A 22071-nucleotide genomic window follows, 5' to 3' on the forward strand; every position below is an offset into this window, starting at 1 on the left:
TTACGGCTCGGCGCTCGGCCGGGCGAGGGCAATAAGCGTTTCCGCGCGGGCGGGGGCCAGCGGTTCTCTTGGCTGCGGCAGCGGCCAGCCGTACAACCAGCGGGCGCTGGCGGCGCAGGTGCGCCCCTGACAGGCGCCCATTCCGCAGCGCTGGGTAAGTTTGGCCTGCGGCCAGCCTCCGGCGGCCGCCACATCGCCGCAGCGTACATCCTCGCAGCGGCACAGCAGGCTCTCCGGCGTTGCGGCGTCTTTCAAGGATTCCGTCAGCCGGAAGGTACGGTTGATTGCTTCGGCGAAACGCTGCCAGCGGGCGCGGCGGGTAAATAACGCCTGCGCTTGCTGGCTGGCCCCGGCGGCGGCATACCCGGCGATTTCGCCCTCCGCCAGCGCCAGCTCGCTACCGCCGAAACCGGTGCACTCGCCGGCGGCATAGATATCCGCGACGCTGGTCTGCTGCCAGCGGTTAACCTGGATCGCCTCCTGTGCCGTGGCGCAGCCAAACAGCAGCCCCGTCTCGATATTGGGTATCAGCCCGTAGCCGATAGCCAGCCGATCGCAGGCGATAGTCCGCTCGACGCCGCGCTGGCGAAGCGTAACGGCTTCCAGCCGCGTTGCGCCGTGAGCGCGGATCGTCTGCGCGCCGCTCAGATAGCCTTTCGGGGCCAGCGTCGCTAACTGGCGCAGCTTCTGCGGCCAGCGCCACAGCCCGCCGGCGAAGCGCAGCAGCGCCGGGAGCGGCGCTTGTTCAATGATATTCGTCACGTCGCCTCCAGCCTTGTTCACCGTATCCGCCACCGCCAGCAGTAGCGGACCGCTGCCGGCAATCACCACCTTTTCTCCTTTCAGCGACAGGCCCTGTTTGATTTGCGCCTGCAGGCCGCCCGCGCCGGTCACGCCGGGTAAGGTCCAGCCGGGAAAGGGCAGCGACAGCTCGCGCGCGCCGCAGCAGAGGATCAGTTTCTGCCAGCAAACCACGCCGCCGCCGTCGGCGGTTTCAAACAGCACGCTGTGCGCGGAGGGGCGGGCAATCAGCCGCGCGCCGTTCACTACCCGGATGGCGGCAGACGCGGCGATGGCGTCGCGGTAGCGCCGGGCCAGGGCGGGCTGCGTCGCCTGCGGACCGGCGCGCCAGATTTGTCCGCCAGGGGCGGGGTTATCGTCGAGAATAATCACCTGTTTATCGCAGGCGGCGGCGGAGAGCGCGGCCGCCATGCCGGCGGGGCCGGCGCCGAGGATTAAAATGTCACAGCGCAGCGTGTTCATCGTGGCTCCTTTCTATTTGCATACCGGCCCGGCACAGGGTCTGGCAGGCCAGCACCCGAAGGCCATCGACGGTGACCCGGCACTCCTGGCAGACGCCCATGCCGCAAAACGGCGCGCGGAGCTCGCCGTTAACCGCCTGGCGGGTGGTGGGGTCGCCGGTCAACGCCAGCGCCGCCGCCACGCTAATGCCTTCCGGCACCGTCAGCGCTTCGCCATCAATGGTGATAGTGAGCGTGGCCTTCATGCAATCGCCTCCTGTTGACACAAACGGGCCGGGAGCCAGGCGTCGGGCGCCAATGGGCAGCGTTCATCGAGGATCTGCGCCGCCAGCAGTTCAGCTGTGGCCGGAGCGGTGGTGACGCCCAGCCCTTCATGGCCCAGCGCCAGCCATACGCCACGGCGCGTGGGATGCGGGCCGATCAGCGGGTTGCCATCCTGCGAGGCGGCGCGCAGGCCGCTCCAGCAGCGGATGATATTCAACGTCGCCAGCGCCGGCACGAAATGGCGGGCGCGATCGAGCATCTGCGCCAGCAAGGGCAGATCCAACTCGCGCTCACGGTTATCAAACTGACGCGAAGAGCCAATCAGCAGCTGGCCGGTTGGCCGCGGCTGAAGGTTAAACGCCACCGAGGTGCCGCCGCCATGGGCGCTGGCGCCGTAACCCAGCTCAACCAGCTGGTGATGCACCCGCGGCCGGTAGCGATCGGTAATCGCCAGTTGGCCTTTTTTCGGTCGCAGCCAGTTTTCCGCTAACAGCGCGTTGGCTTCAAGTCCGCAGGCCACCACGATGGCCCGCGCCTGTAGCCGTTTGCCGCTGGCGAGCAGCACCTGCGGTTCGGTAATCGCCTGCGCGCTGTCGTGCAGGCAGGTGAGATGGTCTCCGGCATCGGCCATCAGCCAGCGGGCGACGTTTGGCGCGTAGACGATACCATCGCCTGGCACCCACAGGCCGCCCGCCAGCCCGCCGCGCAGCAGCGGCTCGCGTCCGGCGATCTGCTGCGGGGTCTGGCGTTCGCTGGGCACCTGATAGCTGGCCAGCCGCCGCTGTTTGTCGCCAGCCACGGCCATCTCTTCTTCGCTTTCCGCCAGCCACAGCGTGCCGCAGCCGCGCCAGGCGCAATGGTCGGGCATCCGTGGCGTGATAGCGCGCCAGCGTTCCAGCGACCATGCCGACAAGGCAAGCTCGGCGGGGTCGTCATCCATGCACACCAGATGGCCCATACCGGCCGCCGTCGCGCCGGGCTGACCGTCATCGATAAGCGTCACGCTCTGCCCCCGCTTCGCCAGCTGCCACGCGCAGGCGGCGCCGATGATCCCGGCGCCGATCACGATGACGTCGCACTGCTTCACGGCGCGATCCCCCAGCAGAAGGGATCGTCAGGGTTGAGGATCAACTGGTTGTCTCCACACACCCAGGCTTCGCCGCGGATCGTTGGGATGATGCCTTCCGCGGTGCGCTGGTAGCTGGCGGTAAACTGGCTGCCGATGATGCTGGCCTGACGCCAGATTTCCCCCGGCTGCAGCTTGCCATCCTGCGCCAGGCAGGCCAGCTTGGCGCTGGTGCCGGTACCGCACGGCGAGCGATCCCAGGCCTTTCCCGGACAGAGTACGAAGTTGCGGCTGTCGGCGGTATCGTCATCGGCGAAGAGTTCGATATGGTCGATAACGCCGCCGTCGTCGCCGCGGATCCCCGCGGCTTCCAGCCCCTCGCGCACTGCCCAGGCGTAGGCGGTGAGCTGTGGAATATGTTCGGGGGTAATGGCGAACGGGTGGTCGTTAATCAGGAAAAACCAGTTGCCGCCCCAGGCAATATCGCCGATGACGGGACCATGCGCGGTCTCAACGCGGATCTGTTTTTTCCAGCGGCGGGCCGGGACGTTTTGCACCGATACGCTGCCATCGTCGTGCAACGTAGCGCTTACGTCGCCGACCGGTGTTTCAATCAGATGTACGCCGGGCTGGATACGCCCAAGCCAGGCCAGCGAGGCGATAAGCCCGATTGTGCCGTGGCCGCACATATTCAGAAAACCGGCATTGTTGAAGAAAATCACGCCAGCGGTAGCCGCCGCCGAGACCGGTTTGCACAGCAGCGCGCCGACCAGTACGTCATTACCGCGCGGTTCGAGAATGGCCGCCTGACGCCAATGGTCAAAGTCGCGGGCGAAGCGGTCGCGGCGCTTCGCCATGCTGCCGCCGCCGAGATCGGGGAATCCGTCAACGATCAGGCGGGTCGGTTCGCCGCCGGTATGTGAATCAATAGCTCTCAACGTAACAGGGGGGCGTGGCGCGGTCATCAGGCTCTCCGGAAGTTAACAACATGTTTCATCATGCTGGCGCAACCTTTCCCGACCTGCTTGAGCGCTTTCGTCAGAGAAAATGACGAAATCTGCACAGTCATGAGCGCGGTATATTTCTATTTCACATAGTTATTTATTATTAATCATTTGCTTAATGCTGTGGTAAACCGAAAGTGACCATTGCGCCAGTGGCTAAATCAGGGGAAGGCGTAAAGCGGATCCAGGATCGCAAAACCGAGGGATGCTGCTTGAGGTGTTAACGGAAAGTGAATAAATATCCTTCGGTCACTTACCATGAGGAGGCCTTATGATCGGTGTTTCTGATGCGGCGCCGCCGCGCGCGGTTAACCAACCTGAGCTGGCCGTCGATGAGCTGAGCCAGATCTGCGAAGGGCTGGCGCGCCAGCGGCCGGAAAATATGCCAGCGCTGCTGAATGCGCTGGCGCTGATTGCGCCCCTGCTCAATGCCATTCCTAATGTGGTCTTTTTTATCAAAGATCGTCAGGCGCGCTATCTGCTGGCGAACCTGACGCTGGCCCGCCGCTGTGGTTTCAAAAGCGTCTCCTCGCTGCTGGGCAAAACCTCCGCCGATGTCTTTCCTTCCGCGCTGGGTCAGGGTTATACCGAACAGGATCTGCGGGTGTTGCGCGAAGGTGTGACCCTGCGCGATCAGCTGGAAATGCATCTCTACAATGGCCGCGAGCGCGGCTGGTGCCTGACGCAGAAACTGGCGCTGCGCGATGTCCGCGGGCAGGTGATCGGCATGGCCGGGATCTCGCACGATCTGCAGGAGGCTCATGCCCGCCATCCGGCGTGGCAGCGGCTGGCGATCGTCGACGATCATATCCGCCGCCATTATCACCGGCCGATCGCCATGGAAGAGTTAACCGCCTTAAGCGGGATGTCGATTGCGCAGATCGAACGCTACTGCAAACGGATCTTTCATCTCACTCCGCGGCAGATGATCCACAAAGTGCGGCTGGAAAAAGCGACCGAACTGCTGGCTGGCGATACGCCGATTACCGATATCGCCCTGCAGTGCGGGTATACCGATCACAGCGCCTTTAGCCGCCAGTTCAAGGCGATGACCGGCTCGACGCCGCGCGATTTTCGCCTCACGCTGCTCGGATAAACGCTGGCTCACACTTTTGCCGACTGTGCTAATTTCGTCATCGTATTGAGGGAAAACCGACAAGCCGCCGGTTCCGCGACACGTCAATCTGTCAGTGAATATTCACCATTCATTCACTTCGACTTAACAAAATGACGACAAGGAACCGAGCATGAGCAAAAAAGCGATTCACTGGAGCGGCGTATTCCCGGCGGTCAGCACGCAGTTTCGTAGCGATTACTCCCTCGATTTAGACGCCACTCACGCGGTGATGAAAAACCTGGTGAAAGATGGCGTTTCCGGGCTGGTGGTGTGCGGCAGCGTAGGGGAGAACACCTCGCTGAGCACCGATGAAAAACTGCAGATTATCGAGGTGGCGAAGGATGCCGCCGGCGGCAAAATTCCGGTCATCGCCGGGGTGGCCGAGTTCACTACCGCCTTCGCCCAGAAAATGGCGAAAGAGGCGGAGCGCGTCGGCGTCGACGGGATCATGGTGATGCCGGCGCTGGTCTACTCCTCAAAACCGCATGAAACCGCGGCCCACTTCCGCAGCGTGGCGAGCGCTACCGACCTGCCGATTATGGTCTACAACAACCCGCCGATTTACAAAAACGACGTGACGCCGGACATTCTCGCCACCCTGACCGACTGCGACAACATCGTCTGCTTTAAAGACTCCTCCGGCGATACCCGCCGCTTTATCGACCTGCGTAACACCGTTGGCGACCGCTTCGTGCTGTTTGCCGGGCTGGATGACGTGGTGGTGGAAAGTATTGCCGTCGGCGCGGAAGGCTGGATCTCCGGAATGTCCAACGCCTTCCCGCGCGAAGGGGAAACGTTATTCCGTCTCGCCCGCCAGCAGCGTTACGAAGAGGCGATGGCGTTGTACCGCTGGTTCATGCCGCTGCTGCATCTCGATGCGCGTCCGGATCTGGTGCAGTGCATCAAGCTGTGTGAAGAGTTGCTGGGCCGCGGTAGCGCCATTACCCGTCCGCCGCGTCTGGCGCTGGAAGGCGAAACGCGCCAGCAGGTGGTGGCGATCGTTGAACAGGCGCTGGCCACTCGTCCGACGCTGCCGGATGTCGGCCTCTGAGCACAGGAGTCAATATGAATGCATCTCAGACCATGGCGGGACGGCAGTTTATCGCCGGACGCCGTATTGCCAGCGGTGAGGCGACGCTATTGAGCCTGCGGGCGGTGGACGGCGAAGCCACCGGCCACCGCTTTTATCCGGCTTCCTGTGAGGAAGCCGCTCAGGCCGCAGAAGCCGCGCAGGAGGCCTTTGCCGTCTATTCACAAACCACGCCGCAGCAGCGGGCGCGCTTTCTCAACGCCATTGCTGATGAACTGGACGCGCTGGGCGAGCCGTTTTTTGCTATCGCCGGGCAGGAGACCGCGCTGCCGCTGGCGCGGCTACAGGGAGAACGGGCGCGCACCAGCGGCCAGTTGCGGATGTTTGCTGGCGTGATCCTGCGCGGCGATACCTTCGCCGCCCGTATTGATACCGCCTTAGCCGACCGTCAGCCGCTGCCGCGCCCGGATCTGCGCCAGTATCAGCAGGCGTTAGGGCCGGTGGCGGTGTTTGGCGCCAGCAACTTTCCGTTGGCCTTTTCCACCGCCGGCGGCGATACCGCCTCGGCGCTGGCGGCTGGCTGTCCGGTGGTGGTGAAGGCCCATCCGGGCCATATGGCCACCGCCGAGCTGACCGCCGAGGCGATCGTCAGGGCGGTGGTACGGTGCGGTTTACCCGGCGGCGTATTCAATATGATTTTCGGGACCGATATCGGCGCCGAATTGGTCCGTCATCCGGCGATTCAGGCCGTTGGCTTTACCGGTTCGTTAGCCGGCGGTAAGGCGCTGTATCAGCTGGCGCAGCAGCGCCCGCAGCCAATTCCACTGTTTGCTGAAATGTCGGCGATTAACCCATTGATTATTCTGCCGCAGGCGCTGCAGACGCGGGCCGAAGCGCTGGCAAACGAGCTGGTGGCGTCATTTACCCTCGGCGGTGGCCAGTTCTGTACCCGTCCGGGGCTGATTCTGGCGCTGCGCGGCGCCGGGCTGGAACGCTTTAAGTCGGCGCTGTGCGCGGCGGTAGCGGGCTCCACGCCGCAGGTGTTGCTCAATGCGCCGACCCTTCAGCACTACCGTCAGGGCGTGGCGGCGCTTGCGGCGCACCCGCGTATCGAGAAGTTGGCGAGCGGCATCGCCGCCGGCGCCGGGCAGGCGCAGACCCTGCTGTGGCAGGCTCAGGTCGAAGATCTGCTGGCGCAGGATACGCTGCTGCAGACCGAAGTTTTCGGCCCGTTATCGCTACTGGTGGAAGTGGACGACGTGGCCCAGCTGCAGGCGGTGGTGAAAGCGCTGCAGGGTCAGCTCACCGCGACGCTGCATGCCGAGGCGGATGATGGCCCGCTGGCGGCGAGTCTTCTACCGCTGCTTTGTGAGAAGGCCGGACGGGTGCTGTTTAACGGTTATCCCACCGGCGTGGAAGTGTGCGATGCGATGGTCCACGGCGGCCCGTGGCCGGCGACCACCGACGCACGCGGGACCTCGGTCGGCAGCCGGGCGATTGAGCGTTTTCTGCGCCCGGTCTGTCTGCAGAACGCGCCGGCTGCCCTGTTACCGCCGGCGCTGCAGGATGCGAACCCTTTGAACCTGCTGCGCCTGGTCAACGGCCAGTGGACCCGGGAAGCGATTTCCTCCTCTCATTGACGCAAGGGCATCACCATGACCATTCACACTACGCATAACAGTCAAACCCGCGTTGCTGAGTCGGGTAAGTTTAAAAAACAGCTGACCCTGACCGATCTCACCTTTATCGGCCTGGGGGCGATATTCGGCTCCGGATGGTTATTCGCCGCCAGCCACGTGGCCTCCATCGCCGGTCCGGCCGGGATCGCCTCGTGGGTGATCGGCGGCTTTGCAGTATTGCTGCTGGGGATTGTCTACTGCGAGCTGGGGGCGGCGCTGCCGCGCGCCGGCGGCATTATTCGCTACCCGGTCTTTTCCCACGGCGAGCTGATGGGCTATCTGCTGGGGTTCATCACCCTGATCGCTTTCTCCAGCCTGATCTCGATTGAAATTGTCGCCGCCCGGCAATATGCCGCCGCCTGGTTTCCGGCGCTGACCCAGCCGGGCTCCAGTTCGCCGACGCTGCTGGGGTGGGTGGTGCAGTTCCTGCTGCTCTGTTTCTTCTTTGCGCTTAACTACTACAGCGTTAAGACCTTCGCCCGATCGAACAACTTCATCAGCGTGCTCAAGTTTTTGGTGCCGCTGCTGGTGGTGGTGACGCTGTTCGCCTTCTTTAAACCGGAGAACCTGCACGCGCAGGGGATTGCGCCATTCGGCATGTCCGGGGTGGAAGCGGCGATCAGCGCGGGCGGAATTATCTTCGCTTATCTGGGACTGACGCCGATTATCTCGGTGGCCAGCGAAGTACAAAAGCCGCAGCGGACTATCCCTATTGCGTTGATTTTATCAGTGGTGCTGTCGACGATTATCTACGTGCTGCTGCAACTGGCGTTCCTTGGCAGTATCCCCACCGAAATGCTGAACGGCGGTTGGGCCGAGGTGAGCAAACAGTTTTCGCTGCCGTATCGCGATATCGCCATTACCCTCGGCATGGGCTGGCTGGCCTTTATGGTGATAAGCGATGCGATCATCTCCCCGAGCGGCACCGGCAATATCTATATGAACGCGACGCCGCGGGTGATCTACGGCTGGGCGAAGGCGGGTACTTTCTTTAAAGCCTTTACCCATATCGATAAAGCGTCCGGGATTCCGCGTCCGGCGCTGTGGCTGACCTTCGGGCTTTCAATCTTCTGGACGCTGCCGTTCCCCTCCTGGGAACAGCTGATTAGCGTGGTGTCGGCGGCCCTGGTGCTGAGCTACGCCATCGCTCCGGTGACCGCTGCCGGGCTGCGCCGCAACGCGCCGGATCTGCCGCGGCCGTTCCGCGTGCGCGCCTTCGGCATCATCGGCCCGGTATCGTTTATGATCTCGGCGCTGATTGTCTACTGGTCCGGCTGGAATACGCTCTCGTGGCTGTTGGGGCTGCAAATCGTGATGTTTGTCGTCTACGTGATGTGCAAAGGTAAGGTGCCGGAACATACCGTGAGCCTGGCGCAGCAGGTGAAGTCTTCGCTGTGGCTGATCGTGTTTTATGCGTTGATTATCCTCTTTTCCTGGCTGGGCAGCTTCGGCGGGCTTAATGTTATCGGTCACCCCTGGGATACGGTGCTGGTGGCGGCGATGTCGTTGGGGATTTACTACTGGGGCGCGCGCAGCTGCCTGCCGCAGGCTAACTTTAGCGGAGACGAAGAAGAGTAAAGGAGAACAGTATGGAGTCGGTAACTCTATCGTTACCTGAAGCTTATGACCTGGCGCTGGAGGTACTCAGCGCCAATGGATTTAGCGCCGACCACGCGGCGGCGATTGCCCGCAATGTGACCGCCGGGGAACGCGATGGCTGCGCTTCCCACGGCCTGTGGCGGCTGTTGGGCATTGTCGATACCCTGCGCAAAGGTAAGGTATCGCCCGATGCCGAGCCGCAGATCCATGACCAGGCGCCGGCGATTGCGCGGGCGGACGCCGGGGGCGCTTTTTCACTGCTGGCCTACGAGCGCGCGCTGCCGCTGCTGCTGGAGAAGGCGCGGCAAAACGGCATTGCGGCGCTGGCGATTAACCGCTGCGTCCATTTTTCCGCGCTGTTTGCCGATATTGAGCCGTTGACCGAGGCAGGGCTGGTGGGGCTGGCCTGCACGCCAAGCCACGCCTGGGTCGCCCCGGCGGGCGGCACGCGTCCGCTGTTCGGCACCAACCCTATCGCCTTTGGCTGGCCGCGGCGGGACAAACCGCCGTTTATTGTTGATATGGCGACCAGCGCCGCGGCGCGCGGCGAGATCCAGCTGCATCAGCGTGCCTGCAAAGCGCTACCGGAAGGCTGGGGAATCGACAGTCAGGGACAGCCAACGACCGATGCCGCGGAGGTGCTGAACGGCGCGATGTTAACCTTTGGCGGCCATAAGGGCTCGGCGCTGGCGGCAATGGTTGAGCTGCTGGCCGGGCCGCTTATCGGCGATATGACCAGCGCCGAATCGCTGGTGTGGGATAACGGCGCGGGTGGGCTCCCCTACGGCGGCGAGCTTATCCTGGCGCTGGATCCGCAGCGCTTTCTCGGCGCGCAGGCACAAGAGCAGCTGGCGCGCGCCGAAACGCTGTTCAATGCGATGCAGGATCAGGGGGCGCGGCTGCCGGGCGAGCGGCGTTTCGCCTGCCGTCAGCAGAGTGAGCAGCAGGGGGTTACCATCAGCCGTTCATTGCATGATGAGATTTGCGCCTTGCGGCCATAGTAAAGCGCGGAGCGCGGCGGGCCGACCATCAGAGCGACAGGCGCATGGCGCAGCGCGACTCGGGCGGCAGGCCGTGCCGGGTCTCCTGTTCCCTTTTTGCCGCCAGTCCGGCAGGCAGGGTCAGCTCATCGAGCATGGTGAATCCCAGACGGGTATAAAACGGCGCATTCCACGGCACCTCGCGGAAGGTGGTGAGGGTTACCGCCGGATAGCCCATCTGCTGTGCGCCCTCAATAACCTGCTTCAGCAGCATCCGGCCGATGCCCTGATGCTGCCAGTTCTGATGGACGGCGACTTCGACGATAAATAATGCATCGTCGAGCGGTTCGGTCAGAATAAAGCCAATCGGCTGCCCGGCGGCTTCCGCCAGCAGGCTATGCTCGGTTTCCAGATAATCATGATGACGCGCAACGCTAATCACCTCGCTGTCCGCCAGCCAGGCGAGAGAGGGGATCTGGCGAAATGCCTGGGCGGCAGAACGTTCAATGGCGGGCAGAAGGGCGATATCGCTCTCCTGAGTCAGGCGTAATACGGCACCGGCAGTTATAGTGTTAGTTTTCATCACCTCAGCATAGCAGCCTTCGGGAGAAAAGTATGGAGCTGACCGCCGTTCCCGCCACGCAGTTCAGCAGCGTGCAGTTAACGGATATTCTCAACGCCTGTTTTGAAGCCTATCTGGTGCCTGTTACCCAGTCGGTGGCGGGATTTGTACAGCGTTTCAGCGCCGAGGGGATGAGCCTGATCGATTCCCGCGTCTGGCTGGCCGGAGATGAACCGGCGGCGATCGCGATTGTCGCCCGCCGGGGAAGTGCCGCTCGCCTGGCGGCCTTTGCCCTGCGCCCGGCCTGGCGCGGCAAAGGCCTGGGCCGGGAACTGATGCAAGATCTGCTAATGCTCCTGCAACAGCAGGGGGTTGAGATGGTATCTCTGGAGGTGATCCGCGATAACCATGCGGCCGTCGCGCTATATCAGACGCTGGGCTTTACGCGACGCTACGGGCTCTGCGGCTACCTGAGCAATGAACCTCTGGCTCCGGTAGCGGGCGTATTACAGCTTTATCCCACCCTGGCCCTGCTACGGCGCGCCATTGACGAGAGTAACAGTCAGCTCCCCTGGCTGCTGGATCCGCTCACCTTCGCCACCCTGCCATGTCAGGTCGTGACGCTGGAACAGCGCGCCTTCGCGGTTCTAACAACGGCGGGCTCACGGCCTGTACTGCAATTTTTGTGGGTGGAGCCCGCCGCCCGCCGTCAGGGGCTGGCGCGTGAGCTGCTGGTGACGCTGGCGCAGCAGTTCCCGGGTGTGGGAACTTCGGTGACGGTCCCGGAAACGTTTACACCGCTGTTTGCCGCGGCGGGATATGCGCCGCTATCGCTGCAGCAGTATGAAATGAGCGCAACGATGAATGCCCTGCGGTCAGCAGGGCGTTAAGATTCAGTCGTTACGCGGGTCACTAATCGGCTGGCGAACCAGGAAAATGTAGGCCAGTGCGCCGAGAGCGGTCACACAGCCGCATATAACCAGTGCCAGCTGGAAGGAATGGGTGGTATCGACAATAAATCCGGTCACCACCGGTGCGAATGAAGCGCAGATAAAGCTGGCGAAATTCTGAATACTGCCGACGGAAGCCGTCATTCTTGATGCTACGGCGACGTGGATCAATCCCCAGCAGGACGTTCCGGCAAAATGAATACAGAACAACGCCATACCGATTAACAGCACCGCCGCGATTGAGGTGGTGGCATGCGGCACGATCAGCGTAAACGCCGCGGAGCAGAACATCCCGGCAATAATGCAGATCTTGCGGCTTTTGATCGGGGCCATGCCGCCTTTGACCAGCCAGTCGGTGACGTAGCCATTGATCAGCATACCGGCGGCACCAAACAGGAAAGGAATGGCGGCCATAAACCCGGTACTTTTCAGATCGAGGTTATACGCCGTTTGCAGGTAACCCGGCAGCCATGCCAGATATAGCCAGGCGGTATAGTTGATGCCGCTGAAGCCGAACATCATTCCCCACATGGTTTTGTTTTTAAACAGACTGCGCCATTCGGCAAAGCTCAGCGGGTCGCGGCGCACGTTGACGCTTCCGGCATTAAGGTAGGCCTGCTCCTCGGCGGTGAGGGGGATATCCTCCCGGTTGCGATAAAGCATATACCAGCCGATAGCGACAAAGATCCCCAGTACGCCGATGGTAATAAACATCCAGCGCCAGCCCATCATCAGCATCATCGCGGCAAGGATCGGCGGGCTGATCGCCACGCCAATCGTCGAGGCGGCGTTAAAGAAGCCCATTGGGCGGCCGCGCTCTTTAATATTAAACCAGTCGTTGATCACCTTGACGCCGCACGGGTTCATCGGCGCTTCGCCGATCCCCATGCCGATACGCACCAGGACAAACTGGGTAAAGCTGTGCACCATCCCGGAGACCGCCTGAAATAGCGACCAGAAAAACATCCCCAGCCCCAGCATGATGCGTGGACCTTTGCGATCCAGCAACGGCCCGCAGGGCAGTTGCGCAATGCCATAGGCCAGAGAGAAAACCGATAACAGCGCCCCGATTTCAGTGGCGGTAAGCCCTAACTCCTCGCGAATCGTTAAGTTCGCAACGGACAATGAACTTCGGTCGAGGTAGTTAATCACCGCCGCCAGAAATAACAGAATCATTGCCGTTGTTTGAATCTTTTTAATACGAGAACTACGTTGTAGTGTATTTTCTAAGGGAACTGAAAGGTTTTCCGCTTCCCCCTTTTTAAAGTCGGTCTGCGGGTCTATGGTTATATTTTGTGATTCCACGCCTGACTCCTGATTATTATGTTTGAATACCAAGTGACAACGAAGGGGGTAAACATCACCCACCTGTTTCACAGTAAAGTAAGTCGACTTGTTTTCAGCATAAATAACCTTTTTGAGGGCGCCGGATTACGTTTTTGGATTTGTGCTGTTGCTAATCATTTTCTGTTTTTAATCGGTACTTAATGTGCCAGCGATTCACTTTGCTTGAGAGAGTTAATCATGGATTGCTTCGCGGAGTTCAGGTGGTTACGTAGCGCCAGGTTGGCATCCAGATCGCTGCGACAGATGAGTGCGCTCAGGATCGTCATATGTTCATCAATGGCGATGATATTGCGCTGTTTAAGGTCACTTTCATCCCACTGATAGTGGAAGTGAAAGATCACGGAAATAATTTCAAGTGATTGATTAAAAAATATATTATCAGCAGCGGAAAGCAGCAGCGAATGAAAATCACGATCGAGCTGGGAGAACATACGAAAGCTGTTGCCGATGCTGTCCCGCAGGGTGCGGTGGCGCTCGAGCAGGGTTTTGGCCTGCAGCCAGCGGGCATCGCTGTCCGGCAGATTAAGAAAATGTTGAAGTGCGTGGGTTTCCAGCATTTCCCGCAATTCGAACAGTTGCTCGGCCCAGGATTGCTCAAATTTTTTCATGTTCCACTGGCCGCGCTTTTCGCTTTCAATCAGGTTGTAGCGGCTGAATTTCAGTAAAAATTCTCTGACCACGACCGGGCTGACGCCCGCGGCACGCGCCAGTTGCAGTTCGGAGAACCGCTCCCCGGCGCGTAGCTGACGCTGGTTAATCATGGTGAAAAACGCTTGTTCAAAGAGACGGTTTTGTTCGGTCAGCGAGGCGCTGGAACCATCGAAGCCGTCCTGTACTTCCGGCTGCCGAAGGATCTGGTAGTCGTGATTGACCTGGCTCAAGACGCCGCGCTCGCATAAGTGGCAAAGGATATGGCGCACCGTGGTGCGGCTAATGTTATACATCTCCGCCAGTGCGCTTTGCGAGGGTAGCGGCGAGGGGATAAAGCCGCGCGCCATATCGTTGATGACCTGGTTAATAACATTGTGACGTAGGTTTTGTGAGCGACTCATAACGTTTTCCTTTTTTATCCATTAAAGCCGGATTTAAAACAGTTTTGTGCGCGACATTTCACAGATTTTGCAATGAGTTTCACTCTGTTTCTATTTTTCATCGATATCTAAGCCAACAAATACGGAGGCAATTATTATGACGTCGATGAATACTTTAGTGTGTCAGGAACCTAAAAAACTACACTGGGAAAAACGCCAGATTCCCATTCCCGGCGATGATGAAGTGCTCATTAAAATAAAGGCTGTGGGGATTTGTGGGACAGACATTCATGCATGGGGCGGCAATCAGCCTTTTTTTAGTTATCCGCGTGTTCTTGGACATGAAATATGCGGTGAGATAATTGGGCTGGGTAAAAATATTCTTAATTTGAAGAGCGGCCAACAGGTTGCTGTGATTCCCTATGTCGCCTGCCGCCAGTGTCCGGCCTGCCTGAACGGCCGGACAAACTGCTGCGAGAAGATTTCGGTGATCGGCGTGCATCGGGACGGCGGGTTTAGCGAGTATCTCTGCGTGCCGGTAAACAATCTGCTGGTGGTGGATGACGTCGACCCTGAAGCCGTGGCGTTGATTGAGCCATTCGCCATTAGCGCCCACGCGGTGCGTCGTGCCGCTATCCGGGCAGGGGAGCAGGTGCTGGTGGTTGGCGCGGGCCCCATCGGCCTTGGGGCGGCGGCGATCGCTAAGGCTGACGGCGCGCAGGTGGTGGTGGCGGATACCAGCCCGGCGCGGCGCGATCATGTGGCACAGCATCTCGGCCTGACCACCCTCGATCCCTCCGATCCGCTGTTTATCGAGCAACTGTCTGCCACGTTTGGCGGTTCTCTGGCGCAGAAAGTGATTGACGCGACGGGAAATCAGCAGGCGATGAATAACACCGTTAATTTAATCCGTCACGGCGGCAGCATCATTTTTGTTGGTCTGTTTAAGGGGGAACTGCAGTTCTCCGACCCGGAATTTCATAAGAAAGAGACGACCATGATGGGCAGTCGTAATGCGACGGAAGAGGATTTTGCCAAAGTTGGGCGGCTGATGGCCGAGGGGAAAATCACCGCCAGGATGATGCTGACCCACCGTTACGATTTCAGGTCGCTGGCGGACATTTACGAAAGCGAAGTGATTAACAATCGTCAGCTGATCAAAGGCGTTATTCATTTTTAGCAGGTAAGCTTATGAAATCGTTAAACCGACAAGATTTTCCCGGGCCGCAGTACCCGACGCGCGCGATTCAGTTTGGCGAGGGCAACTTCCTGCGGGCATTTATTGACTGGCAGCTGGATCTGCTGAATGAGCAAACCGATCTGGCGGCGGGCGTGACCATTATTCGCCCGATCAACACCGCGTTTCCGCCGTCGTTAAATACCCAGGACGGACTCTATACCACGATCATTCGTGGGTTGAATGAACGCGGCGAGGCGGTGAGCGAATCGCGGATTATTCGCTCCGTTAATAACGAGCTCAATCCCTGGCAGGATTTTGCCAGCTATCTGGCGCTGGCTCGTAATCCGGCGATCGCGTTCGTATTTTCAAATACTACCGAAGCGGGTATTAGCTATCATGCCGGAGACCGGCTTGACGATAAGCCGCCGGTTAGCTTCCCGGCGAAGCTGACCCAACTGCTGCTCGAACGTTTCCGCCATTTCAATGGCGCTGCGGATAAGGGGTGGACGATTATCCCCTGCGAGCTGATCGACTACAACGGCGAAGCGCTGAAGGCGCTGGTGCTACGCTACGCCAAAGAGTGGCAATTGCCCGCGGCTTTTCGCGACTGGGTTGAGACCGCCAATACGTTTTGTTCAACGCTGGTTGACCGCATCGTCACCGGCTACCCGCGTGATGAAGCAGAAAAGCTGGAAGCGGAGCTGGGCTACCATGATGCTTTCCTTGATACCGCCGAATACTTTTGGTTATTCGTCATTCAGGGTCCGCAGGCGCTGGCGGAAACGCTGCGGCTGGATCGCTACCCGCTTAATATCCGCATCGTAGAGGATATCCGGCCCTATAAAGCGCGCAAGGTTGCCATTCTTAACGGTGCGCATACCGCGCTGGTGCCGGTAGCATGGCTGTGCGGGGTGGATACCGTTGGCGAAGCGATGCAGGACGAAGCCATTCGCCATTATGTACAGCAGACGATTGATGAAGAGATTATCCCGGCGCTCGATTTACCGGCCGAGGAGCTTCGTCAGTTTGCCGATGCGGTCACCGGGCGCTTTCTTAATCCCTATATTCGCCATCAATTGCTCGCCATCGCCCTGAACGGCATGACTAAGTTCCGCACCCGGATCCTGCCGCAGCTGCTGACGACAATCCGCCAGCACGGCGCGATCCCGCCGCGGCTAACGTTTGCCCTGGCGGCGCTTATCGCCTTCTATCGCGGCCAGCGCGACGGACAGGTGTATCCGCTGCAGGATGATGACGTCTGGTTAACCCGCTTCTCGCAAGGATGGAAGCAGGTGGCGAACGGGAGCCCGCTGCATGGACTGGTGCTGGAGGTTTTACAGGATAACGCGCACTGGGGCGAGGATCTGACGGCTATTCCCGGCCTTTCCGACCAGGTCACGCGCTATCTGGAAATGATTTTGCGCTCAGGAATGCGGGAGGCCCTGGCGCGGCTGTAACGGTTTTGTTATGCGGCGTCCGCGGATTTGGGCGCCGTTTTTTTTGTGCTCCGAACCGCAAAAAGTGAATTTAGCGCCAACGCCTGGTGGATTTCCCGCATCATAAGCCTCTGTAAGGTGAAGAGGGGGATGTCATGCGTAAAACGGAACTGTTGGCTTTTCTGCAAAATCAGACCGATTTTTTTGATCCGGATAACCTGAGCGAGGTCTTCACCGCTGGCTACCTGGCCCGGCTTTTTGCGATGCAAAGAAATACCGCCAGCCACTATCTGAATCAGTTGGTGGCCCAGGATGTGCTGGTGAAGATCAATACTCGACCAGTCTATTTCCTGCATAAGGCCGCCTTCTGCCAGCAGTTCTTCCCTCTTTCCCGCAGCGAGTACGCCAGCATGGCGGAGCTGCTCGCAGAGAGCGACCGGCAGCCGGAGCAGGCGGATCATTTCTCATTGCTGACCGGCCATGACGGTAGCCTGCGCAAGCCTATCGAACAGATGAAAACCGCGCTGTTTTATCCTAACGGTGGGCTTCCGCTGCTGATCGTTGGCGACAGCGGAACTGGCAAGAGCTATATGGCGGAGCTGATGCATGAGTTTGCTATCGCCCAGGGGCTGCTGCCGCCCGATGCGCCTTTTGTCAGCTTTAACTGCGCCCAGTATGCCAGCAACCCGGAGCTGTTGGCCGCCAACCTGTTTGGTTACGTCAAAGGCGCGTTTACCGGCGCGCAGAGCGATAAAGCCGGGGCGTTTGAAGCGGCAAACGGCGGCGTGCTGTTTCTCGACGAAGTCCACCGCCTGGATGCGCAGGGGCAGGAGAAGCTGTTCACCTGGCTGGACCGTAAGGAGATCTATCGGGTGGGGGAAACGGCGCAGGGGATGCCGATTTCGCTGAGGCTGGTGTTTGCCACCACCGAAGATATTCACAGCACGTTTCTGACCACCTTTATTCGTCGTATCCCGATCCTCGTTAGCCTGCCTGATTTACAGACCCGCAGCCGCCACGAAAAAGACGCGCTCACGCTGCAGTTTTTCTGGCAGGAGGCGCGCACGTTGGCTACCCGGCTGCAGCTGACGCCCCGGCTGCTACAGGTGCTGACGCACTATGTTTATCGCGGTAACGTCGGTGAGCTGAAGAATGTGGTGAAATACGCCGTGGCGTCGGCCTGGGCCAGGTGTCCGGGCAGCGAGATGCTTACCGTGACGCTGCACGATCTGCCGGAAAATATCATGGCTGCGACGCCAGCGCTCAGTGAAGCGATGGGCCAGCAGGAGCCGCTGCTTATCGAGCCGCAGACCAGCCTGGTCTGGCTGCTTCGCGCGCGCGACCCGATTCAGGGGCTGATTTACGATACTCAGTGCCGCGTTCTCGCGCTGTATGAGGCGGTGCAGAGTAAAAAAACGCTCTGGGAAGAGGCGCAAAAAAGCATGGGCGAGGAGATTGAAACCCTCTTCGATCGGCTGATTTTCGATAATCACGATGCCAATAGTTCGCATATGCTGCTGCTGATAACGCATCAGGTGCGGGAGGAGTTTTATCGCCTTGAAAAGCGCTTCAATATCCAGTTTAACGGCAACTGTATCTACGCTTTAAGCCACTACCTGATACATCGTTCCCGGCAGGGGCCTTCCACGATGAGCAACGAGAAAAGCCGCCTGCTGGAGGATTTTCTGGCGCAGAAATATCCGCTGCTGTATCGCTTTTGCGAAGAGATCCTCGCTGCGCTGGCGCTGAAGCTGGACATTGAACCCCGGCGCATTGACCTGCTGCTGCTGGTGCTGTGGTTACAGAAAAATGGCGCCATCAGCCAGCAGCAGGTGACCCGGGCAATTATCCTCGCCCACGGTTACGCCACCGCCAGCAGCATCGCCAACGTGGCGAACCGGTTGCTGAAAAGCCAGCTGTTTGAGTCATTCGATATGCCGCTCGACGTGACGCCGGAGGCTATTGCTAACCAGGTGATGGCCTATATTGAGAGCCACGCTCTGGCGTCAGGGTTGATCATTCTGGTCGATATGGGATCGCTGAACGCCATTCATCGCCATTTTAATCGTCGGCTGAGTACGCCGATGGCGATAATTAATAACGTCTCGACCGGGATGGCGATGTACGTTGGGGAGCGCATTTTGCAGGGCGTTATGCTGGAAGATATCGTCCGCGACATCGGCGATGACCTTGCGGTTGAGCACCAGCTCTATTACCCGCAAACCGATAAACCGCGGGCGATTCTTACGACCTGCGCGACCGGTCTGGGCGCGGCAGCGAATCTGTCGGCGCTGTTAAAAGCCAGCATTCCTGAAGCGCTGGGGATCGATATTGTGGCCTGTGATGTGGAAACGCTCGCCGATCCCGCGCGGCGGCAACCGATGCTCAGCCGCTATGAGGTGCTGGCGATCGTCGGTACCCTGGATCCGCAGCTTGCCGATCTGCCGTGGATCTCGCTGGATTCGCTGATTTCCGGCCAGGGCAGCCGTCCGCTGATGCGTATCTTCGGCGAGCTGACCTCCTCTGAACAAGTCAGCGAGATCAATAACCTGATCCTGAAAAATTTCTCGCTGCGCCGGGTGATCGAGTCGGTGACGATCCTCGATACCGCAAAGGTCATCAATCAGGTCGAGCAGTTTTTACTGCGCTATGAGCATCTGGCCGGCTGCGACGTGCCCAACGATCGCAAGGTGGCGCTGTATGTGCATATCAGCTGTCTGATAGAGCGCCTGATCCGCAACGCGTCGCCATCCCATTATTCCGGAAGGCAGTGTCCGCAGAGCGAGCTGGCGACGCTCCGCGAGGCTTTTAGTGTCATAGAGAGCGGGTATAGTGTCAAAATCCCCGTCGTCGAGCTCTGCTACATTCATGATATCCTGACGCGGGAAACGGAATTTATTCAGGAAGATCAAGAGTTTTAGTTCCCTCAGTCCGTTCGTCTTTGCGCTAACCAGCGCGCCACTGTTTCTGGCACGCCGGTTGCAATTAAGAAAGCAGTGGAATGCGCTTTCGAGGTAAGGATGAAACGACACTATATTTTTGCCAGCCATGGCACCTTTGCTAACGGTTTGCTGAACTCCGTGGAGCTAATCCTCGGTAAACAGCCGGATATTCATACCCTGTGCGCCTATGTAGAAGAGGAGTCCGATCTCACGCAGCAGGTGGAGGCGCTACTGGCGCGTTTCCCGGCACAGGATGAGCTGATAGTGATTACGGATATTTTCGCCGGTAGTGTGAATAACGAGTTTGTGCGTTTTTTATCACGCCCACACTTCCATTTATTATCAGGTTTAAATCTGCCGTTAATTATTGACTTGCTGATTTCCGCAGCGGAAGAGAATACTGAAAAATTAATTACTGAAGCATTAACCAGCGCCAAAGAGAGCATTCAGTACTGCAATCAAACGATTGCCAGTGCGATGACTATGGATAAAGACTTCTGAAATGAGGAAGCATGATGATTACGTTATTAAGGGTAGACCATCGATTACTTCACGGCCAGGTGGCCTTTTCCTGGACCCAATATGTCGGCGCCGATTGCATTTTGATCGCCAACGACAGTGTCCCTGAAGATGAACTGCGGAAAACCACCATTAAGCTTGCCAAACCGCCCTCGGTAAAACTGGTGATTAAAAATATCAATGATGCTATTGAGGCGATAAAAAGTGGGGTGACCGATAAATATAATTTATTTATTGTCGTGGAATCGGTCAATGACGCCTGGCGTATTGCCAGCGCTATCGGGGAAATAAAAAGCATAAATCTCGGTGGAATTAAGGCTAAAGAGGGCAGTAAAAATATCTCTAAGGCGATTAATTTACTGCCGACAGAAATAGAGCAGCTACAACAACTGGTGGGGAAGGGCGTCGAGGTGGAGATTCGCCAGGTCCCGAACGATCGCAAACAGCTTTTTACGGAATGCGTGTAATTCCGGAGGACAGATTATGGTAGAGGCTCTCTTACTGGGTCTGGTGGCGTTTATCGCGCAATCGGAATATGCCTTAGGGACGTCGCTGATTTCCCGGCCTATCGTCACCGGGCTGCTGACCGGACTGGTGCTGGGGGATGTACAGACCGGCGTCATTATGGGCGCGACGCTGGAGCTGGCGTTTATCGGCTCTTTCTCCGTTGGTGCCTCGATCCCGCCCGACGTGGTGACGGGCGGTATTCTCGGCGTGGCGTTCGCCATCACCTCCGGCGCGGGCACGGAAACGGCGCTGTTGCTCGGCCTACCTATCGCCACCCTGACCCTGATCCTGAAAAACGTTTATCTGGGGATGTTTATCCCGATGCTCAGCCAGAAGGCGGACGGGTATGCGGAACGGGCGGATACGCGGGGCATTGAGCGGATGCATCTGATTGCCGGCTTCGGGCTGTCGCTGATGCTGGCCACGGTGGTGACCGTTTCATTCCTGGTGGGCAGCAACGCGGTGAAATCCCTGCTCGATACCATCCCGGAATTTATCAAACACGGGCTCAGCGTCGCCACCGGCATGATCCCGGCGCTCGGCTTCGCGATGCTTGCCAGGTTGCTGATTAACAAGAAAGTTGCGCCGTACTTTTTCCTCGGCTTTGTGCTAATGGCTTATTTGAAAATCCCGGTGACCGGCATCGCCATTCTCGGCGCCATCGTGGCGGTGGTCATGGTTAACGTCACCGCGTTGAATTCACCTCGTACGACGACAGAACAAGGAGTCAGCGATGACGACGAAGACGATTTCTGAAGAGACCCTGCAACCGCAGGAGCAGGAAGAAACCCGGATTACGCCACGAGATTTACGCCGGGTGTTCTGGCGCTCCTTCCAGATGGAGTTCTCGTGGAACTATGAGCGGCAGATGAATCTCGCCTTTGTTTACGCACTGATTCCGGTGCTGAAAAAGCTCTATCCGCGCAAAGAGGAGCTAGCCAGGGCGCTGAAACGTCATCTGGTGTTTTTCAATACCACGCCGCATATCGTCACCCTGCTGCTGGGGATCACCACGGCGATGGAGGAGAAAAACAGCCAGCAGAAAAACATGGATGCCACTGCGATTGATAACGTCAAAGCCTCGCTGATGGGGCCGCTGGCCGGGCTGGGGGACTCTTTCTTCTGGGGGACGCTGCGCCTGATCGCCACCGGGATCGGCACCAGCCTGGCGCTGAAGGGCAACATCCTCGGGCCGATCCTGTTTCTGCTGGTGTTTAACGTGCCGCACATTCTGGTGCGCTGGTGCTTTACCCGCTGGGGCTACGTGCTGGGAACCGGGGTCCTGCAGCGGATCCAGAAGAGCGGAATGATGGAGAGCCTGACCTACGGAGCGTCGATTATCGGCCTGATGGTGGTCGGGGCGATGACCGCCTCAATGATCGATATCACCATCCCTCTCTCCTTTGGTGCCGGAGAAGCCAAAACTCAGGTGCAGGACATTATCAATGACATTCTGCCCTGCATGCTGCCGCTGGTGAGTTTTGGCATCGTCTACTGGCTGCTGGGACGGAAAGTTAAACCGCTCTCAATTATTGGCGGCATGGCGCTGGTAGGCATTCTGGGTTCGTGGATCGGATTGTTTTAACGGGAGTGAGC

At 59.0% G+C, this 22071-nt stretch carries 20 protein-coding genes; 13 read left to right on the forward strand and 7 right to left on the reverse strand.

What is annotated here, in order from left to right:
* The 4 genes from HMPREF3096_RS16840 to HMPREF3096_RS16855 are packed head-to-tail and all read right to left on the reverse strand — an operon-like array spanning position 1 to position 3557.
* Positions 1–1263 carry an FAD-dependent oxidoreductase gene (locus tag HMPREF3096_RS16840; RefSeq protein WP_023322029.1) on the reverse strand — a complete coding sequence of 421 codons (1263 nt, stop codon included), beginning with the start codon at positions 1261–1263 and terminating at the stop codon, positions 1–3.
* Positions 1244–1507: a (2Fe-2S)-binding protein gene (locus HMPREF3096_RS16845; RefSeq protein ID WP_023322030.1), complete on the reverse strand. Its 264-nt coding sequence runs from the start codon at positions 1505–1507 to the stop codon at positions 1244–1246. Before HMPREF3096_RS16845 ends, HMPREF3096_RS16840 begins: the two co-directional genes overlap by 20 nt.
* Positions 1504–2613 carry an NAD(P)/FAD-dependent oxidoreductase gene (locus HMPREF3096_RS16850; protein ID WP_008807568.1) on the reverse strand — a complete coding sequence of 370 codons (1110 nt, stop codon included), beginning with the start codon at positions 2611–2613 and terminating at the stop codon, positions 1504–1506. The genes HMPREF3096_RS16845 and HMPREF3096_RS16850 overlap by 4 nt, the downstream gene beginning before the upstream one ends.
* Positions 2610–3557, reverse strand: coding sequence for a 4-hydroxyproline epimerase (locus HMPREF3096_RS16855; protein WP_023297019.1), 948 nt, complete (start codon positions 3555–3557; stop codon positions 2610–2612). The genes HMPREF3096_RS16850 and HMPREF3096_RS16855 overlap by 4 nt, the downstream gene beginning before the upstream one ends.
* 310 nt (positions 3558–3867) lie before the next feature.
* Here HMPREF3096_RS16855 and HMPREF3096_RS16860 point away from each other — a divergent pair, with 310 nt between their 5' ends.
* The 5 genes from HMPREF3096_RS16860 (at position 3868) to HMPREF3096_RS16880 (ending at position 10022) form a co-directional block, all read left to right on the forward strand.
* Positions 3868–4692, forward strand: coding sequence for a helix-turn-helix domain-containing protein (locus HMPREF3096_RS16860; RefSeq protein ID WP_008807566.1), 825 nt, complete (start codon positions 3868–3870; stop codon positions 4690–4692).
* A gap of 151 nt (positions 4693–4843) precedes the next feature.
* Entirely contained in the window at positions 4844–5764 is a 921-nt protein-coding gene (locus HMPREF3096_RS16865; protein WP_008807565.1) for a dihydrodipicolinate synthase family protein, read from the forward strand.
* Positions 5765–5778: 14 nt separating this feature from the next.
* Entirely contained in the window at positions 5779–7383 is a 1605-nt protein-coding gene (locus HMPREF3096_RS16870) for an aldehyde dehydrogenase (NADP(+)) (protein ID WP_032731585.1), read from the forward strand.
* Between the two features lie 15 nt (positions 7384–7398).
* Complete coding sequence (locus HMPREF3096_RS16875) at positions 7399–9000, forward strand: APC family permease (RefSeq protein WP_012542949.1); 1602 nt, start codon at positions 7399–7401, stop codon at positions 8998–9000.
* 11 nt (positions 9001–9011) lie between these two features.
* Entirely contained in the window at positions 9012–10022 is a 1011-nt protein-coding gene (locus HMPREF3096_RS16880; protein ID WP_032731586.1) for an Ldh family oxidoreductase, read from the forward strand.
* 28 nt (positions 10023–10050) lie between these two features.
* Here HMPREF3096_RS16880 and HMPREF3096_RS16885 read toward each other — a convergent pair whose 3' ends face one another.
* The gene (locus HMPREF3096_RS16885) at positions 10051–10584 is read right to left on the reverse strand and encodes a GNAT family N-acetyltransferase (RefSeq protein WP_023297021.1); all 534 of its coding nucleotides are present in this window, start codon (positions 10582–10584) and stop codon (positions 10051–10053) included.
* A gap of 32 nt (positions 10585–10616) precedes the next feature.
* Here HMPREF3096_RS16885 and HMPREF3096_RS16890 point away from each other — a divergent pair, with 32 nt between their 5' ends.
* Positions 10617–11453 (forward strand): GNAT family N-acetyltransferase, encoded by an 837-nt coding sequence (locus tag HMPREF3096_RS16890; RefSeq protein ID WP_032731587.1) that lies wholly within the window; start codon positions 10617–10619, stop codon positions 11451–11453.
* A gap of 3 nt (positions 11454–11456) precedes the next feature.
* Here the strand turns inward: HMPREF3096_RS16890 and HMPREF3096_RS16895 are convergent, their stop codons facing one another.
* Positions 11457–12818: an MFS transporter gene (locus tag HMPREF3096_RS16895; RefSeq protein ID WP_032731588.1), complete on the reverse strand. Its 1362-nt coding sequence runs from the start codon at positions 12816–12818 to the stop codon at positions 11457–11459.
* A gap of 179 nt (positions 12819–12997) precedes the next feature.
* Positions 12998–13912, reverse strand: coding sequence for a GntR family transcriptional regulator (locus HMPREF3096_RS16900; RefSeq protein ID WP_008807558.1), 915 nt, complete (start codon positions 13910–13912; stop codon positions 12998–13000).
* Positions 13913–14048: 136 nt separating this feature from the next.
* Here HMPREF3096_RS16900 and HMPREF3096_RS16905 point away from each other — a divergent pair, with 136 nt between their 5' ends.
* From HMPREF3096_RS16905 to HMPREF3096_RS16935, 7 genes are all read left to right on the forward strand, one after another.
* A complete protein-coding gene (locus tag HMPREF3096_RS16905) occupies positions 14049–15071 on the forward strand; it encodes a zinc-binding alcohol dehydrogenase family protein (protein WP_032731589.1) in 1023 nt (340 codons plus the stop codon).
* 11 nt (positions 15072–15082) lie between these two features.
* Positions 15083–16528 (forward strand): tagaturonate reductase, encoded by a 1446-nt coding sequence (locus HMPREF3096_RS16910; RefSeq protein ID WP_008807556.1) that lies wholly within the window; start codon positions 15083–15085, stop codon positions 16526–16528.
* Positions 16529–16662: 134 nt separating this feature from the next.
* Complete coding sequence (locus HMPREF3096_RS16915) at positions 16663–19428, forward strand: sigma 54-interacting transcriptional regulator (RefSeq protein ID WP_032731590.1); 2766 nt, start codon at positions 16663–16665, stop codon at positions 19426–19428.
* 99 nt (positions 19429–19527) lie between these two features.
* On the forward strand, positions 19528–19950 hold the full coding sequence (locus HMPREF3096_RS16920; RefSeq protein ID WP_012542942.1) for a PTS sugar transporter subunit IIA: 423 nt from the start codon (positions 19528–19530) through the stop codon (positions 19948–19950).
* Positions 19951–19964: 14 nt separating this feature from the next.
* On the forward strand, positions 19965–20435 hold the full coding sequence (locus HMPREF3096_RS16925; RefSeq protein ID WP_012968994.1) for a PTS sugar transporter subunit IIB: 471 nt from the start codon (positions 19965–19967) through the stop codon (positions 20433–20435).
* Positions 20436–20451: 16 nt separating this feature from the next.
* Complete coding sequence (locus HMPREF3096_RS16930) at positions 20452–21231, forward strand: PTS mannose/fructose/sorbose/N-acetylgalactosamine transporter subunit IIC (protein WP_008807552.1); 780 nt, start codon at positions 20452–20454, stop codon at positions 21229–21231.
* Positions 21209–22060 carry a PTS system mannose/fructose/sorbose family transporter subunit IID gene (locus HMPREF3096_RS16935; protein ID WP_012542940.1) on the forward strand — a complete coding sequence of 284 codons (852 nt, stop codon included), beginning with the start codon at positions 21209–21211 and terminating at the stop codon, positions 22058–22060. Before HMPREF3096_RS16930 ends, HMPREF3096_RS16935 begins: the two co-directional genes overlap by 23 nt.
* Positions 22061–22071: the final 11 nt, after the last annotated feature.

This window comes from Klebsiella sp. HMSC25G12 (assembly GCF_001807705.1).
Taxonomy (GTDB): Bacteria; Pseudomonadota; Gammaproteobacteria; order Enterobacterales; family Enterobacteriaceae; genus Klebsiella; species Klebsiella variicola.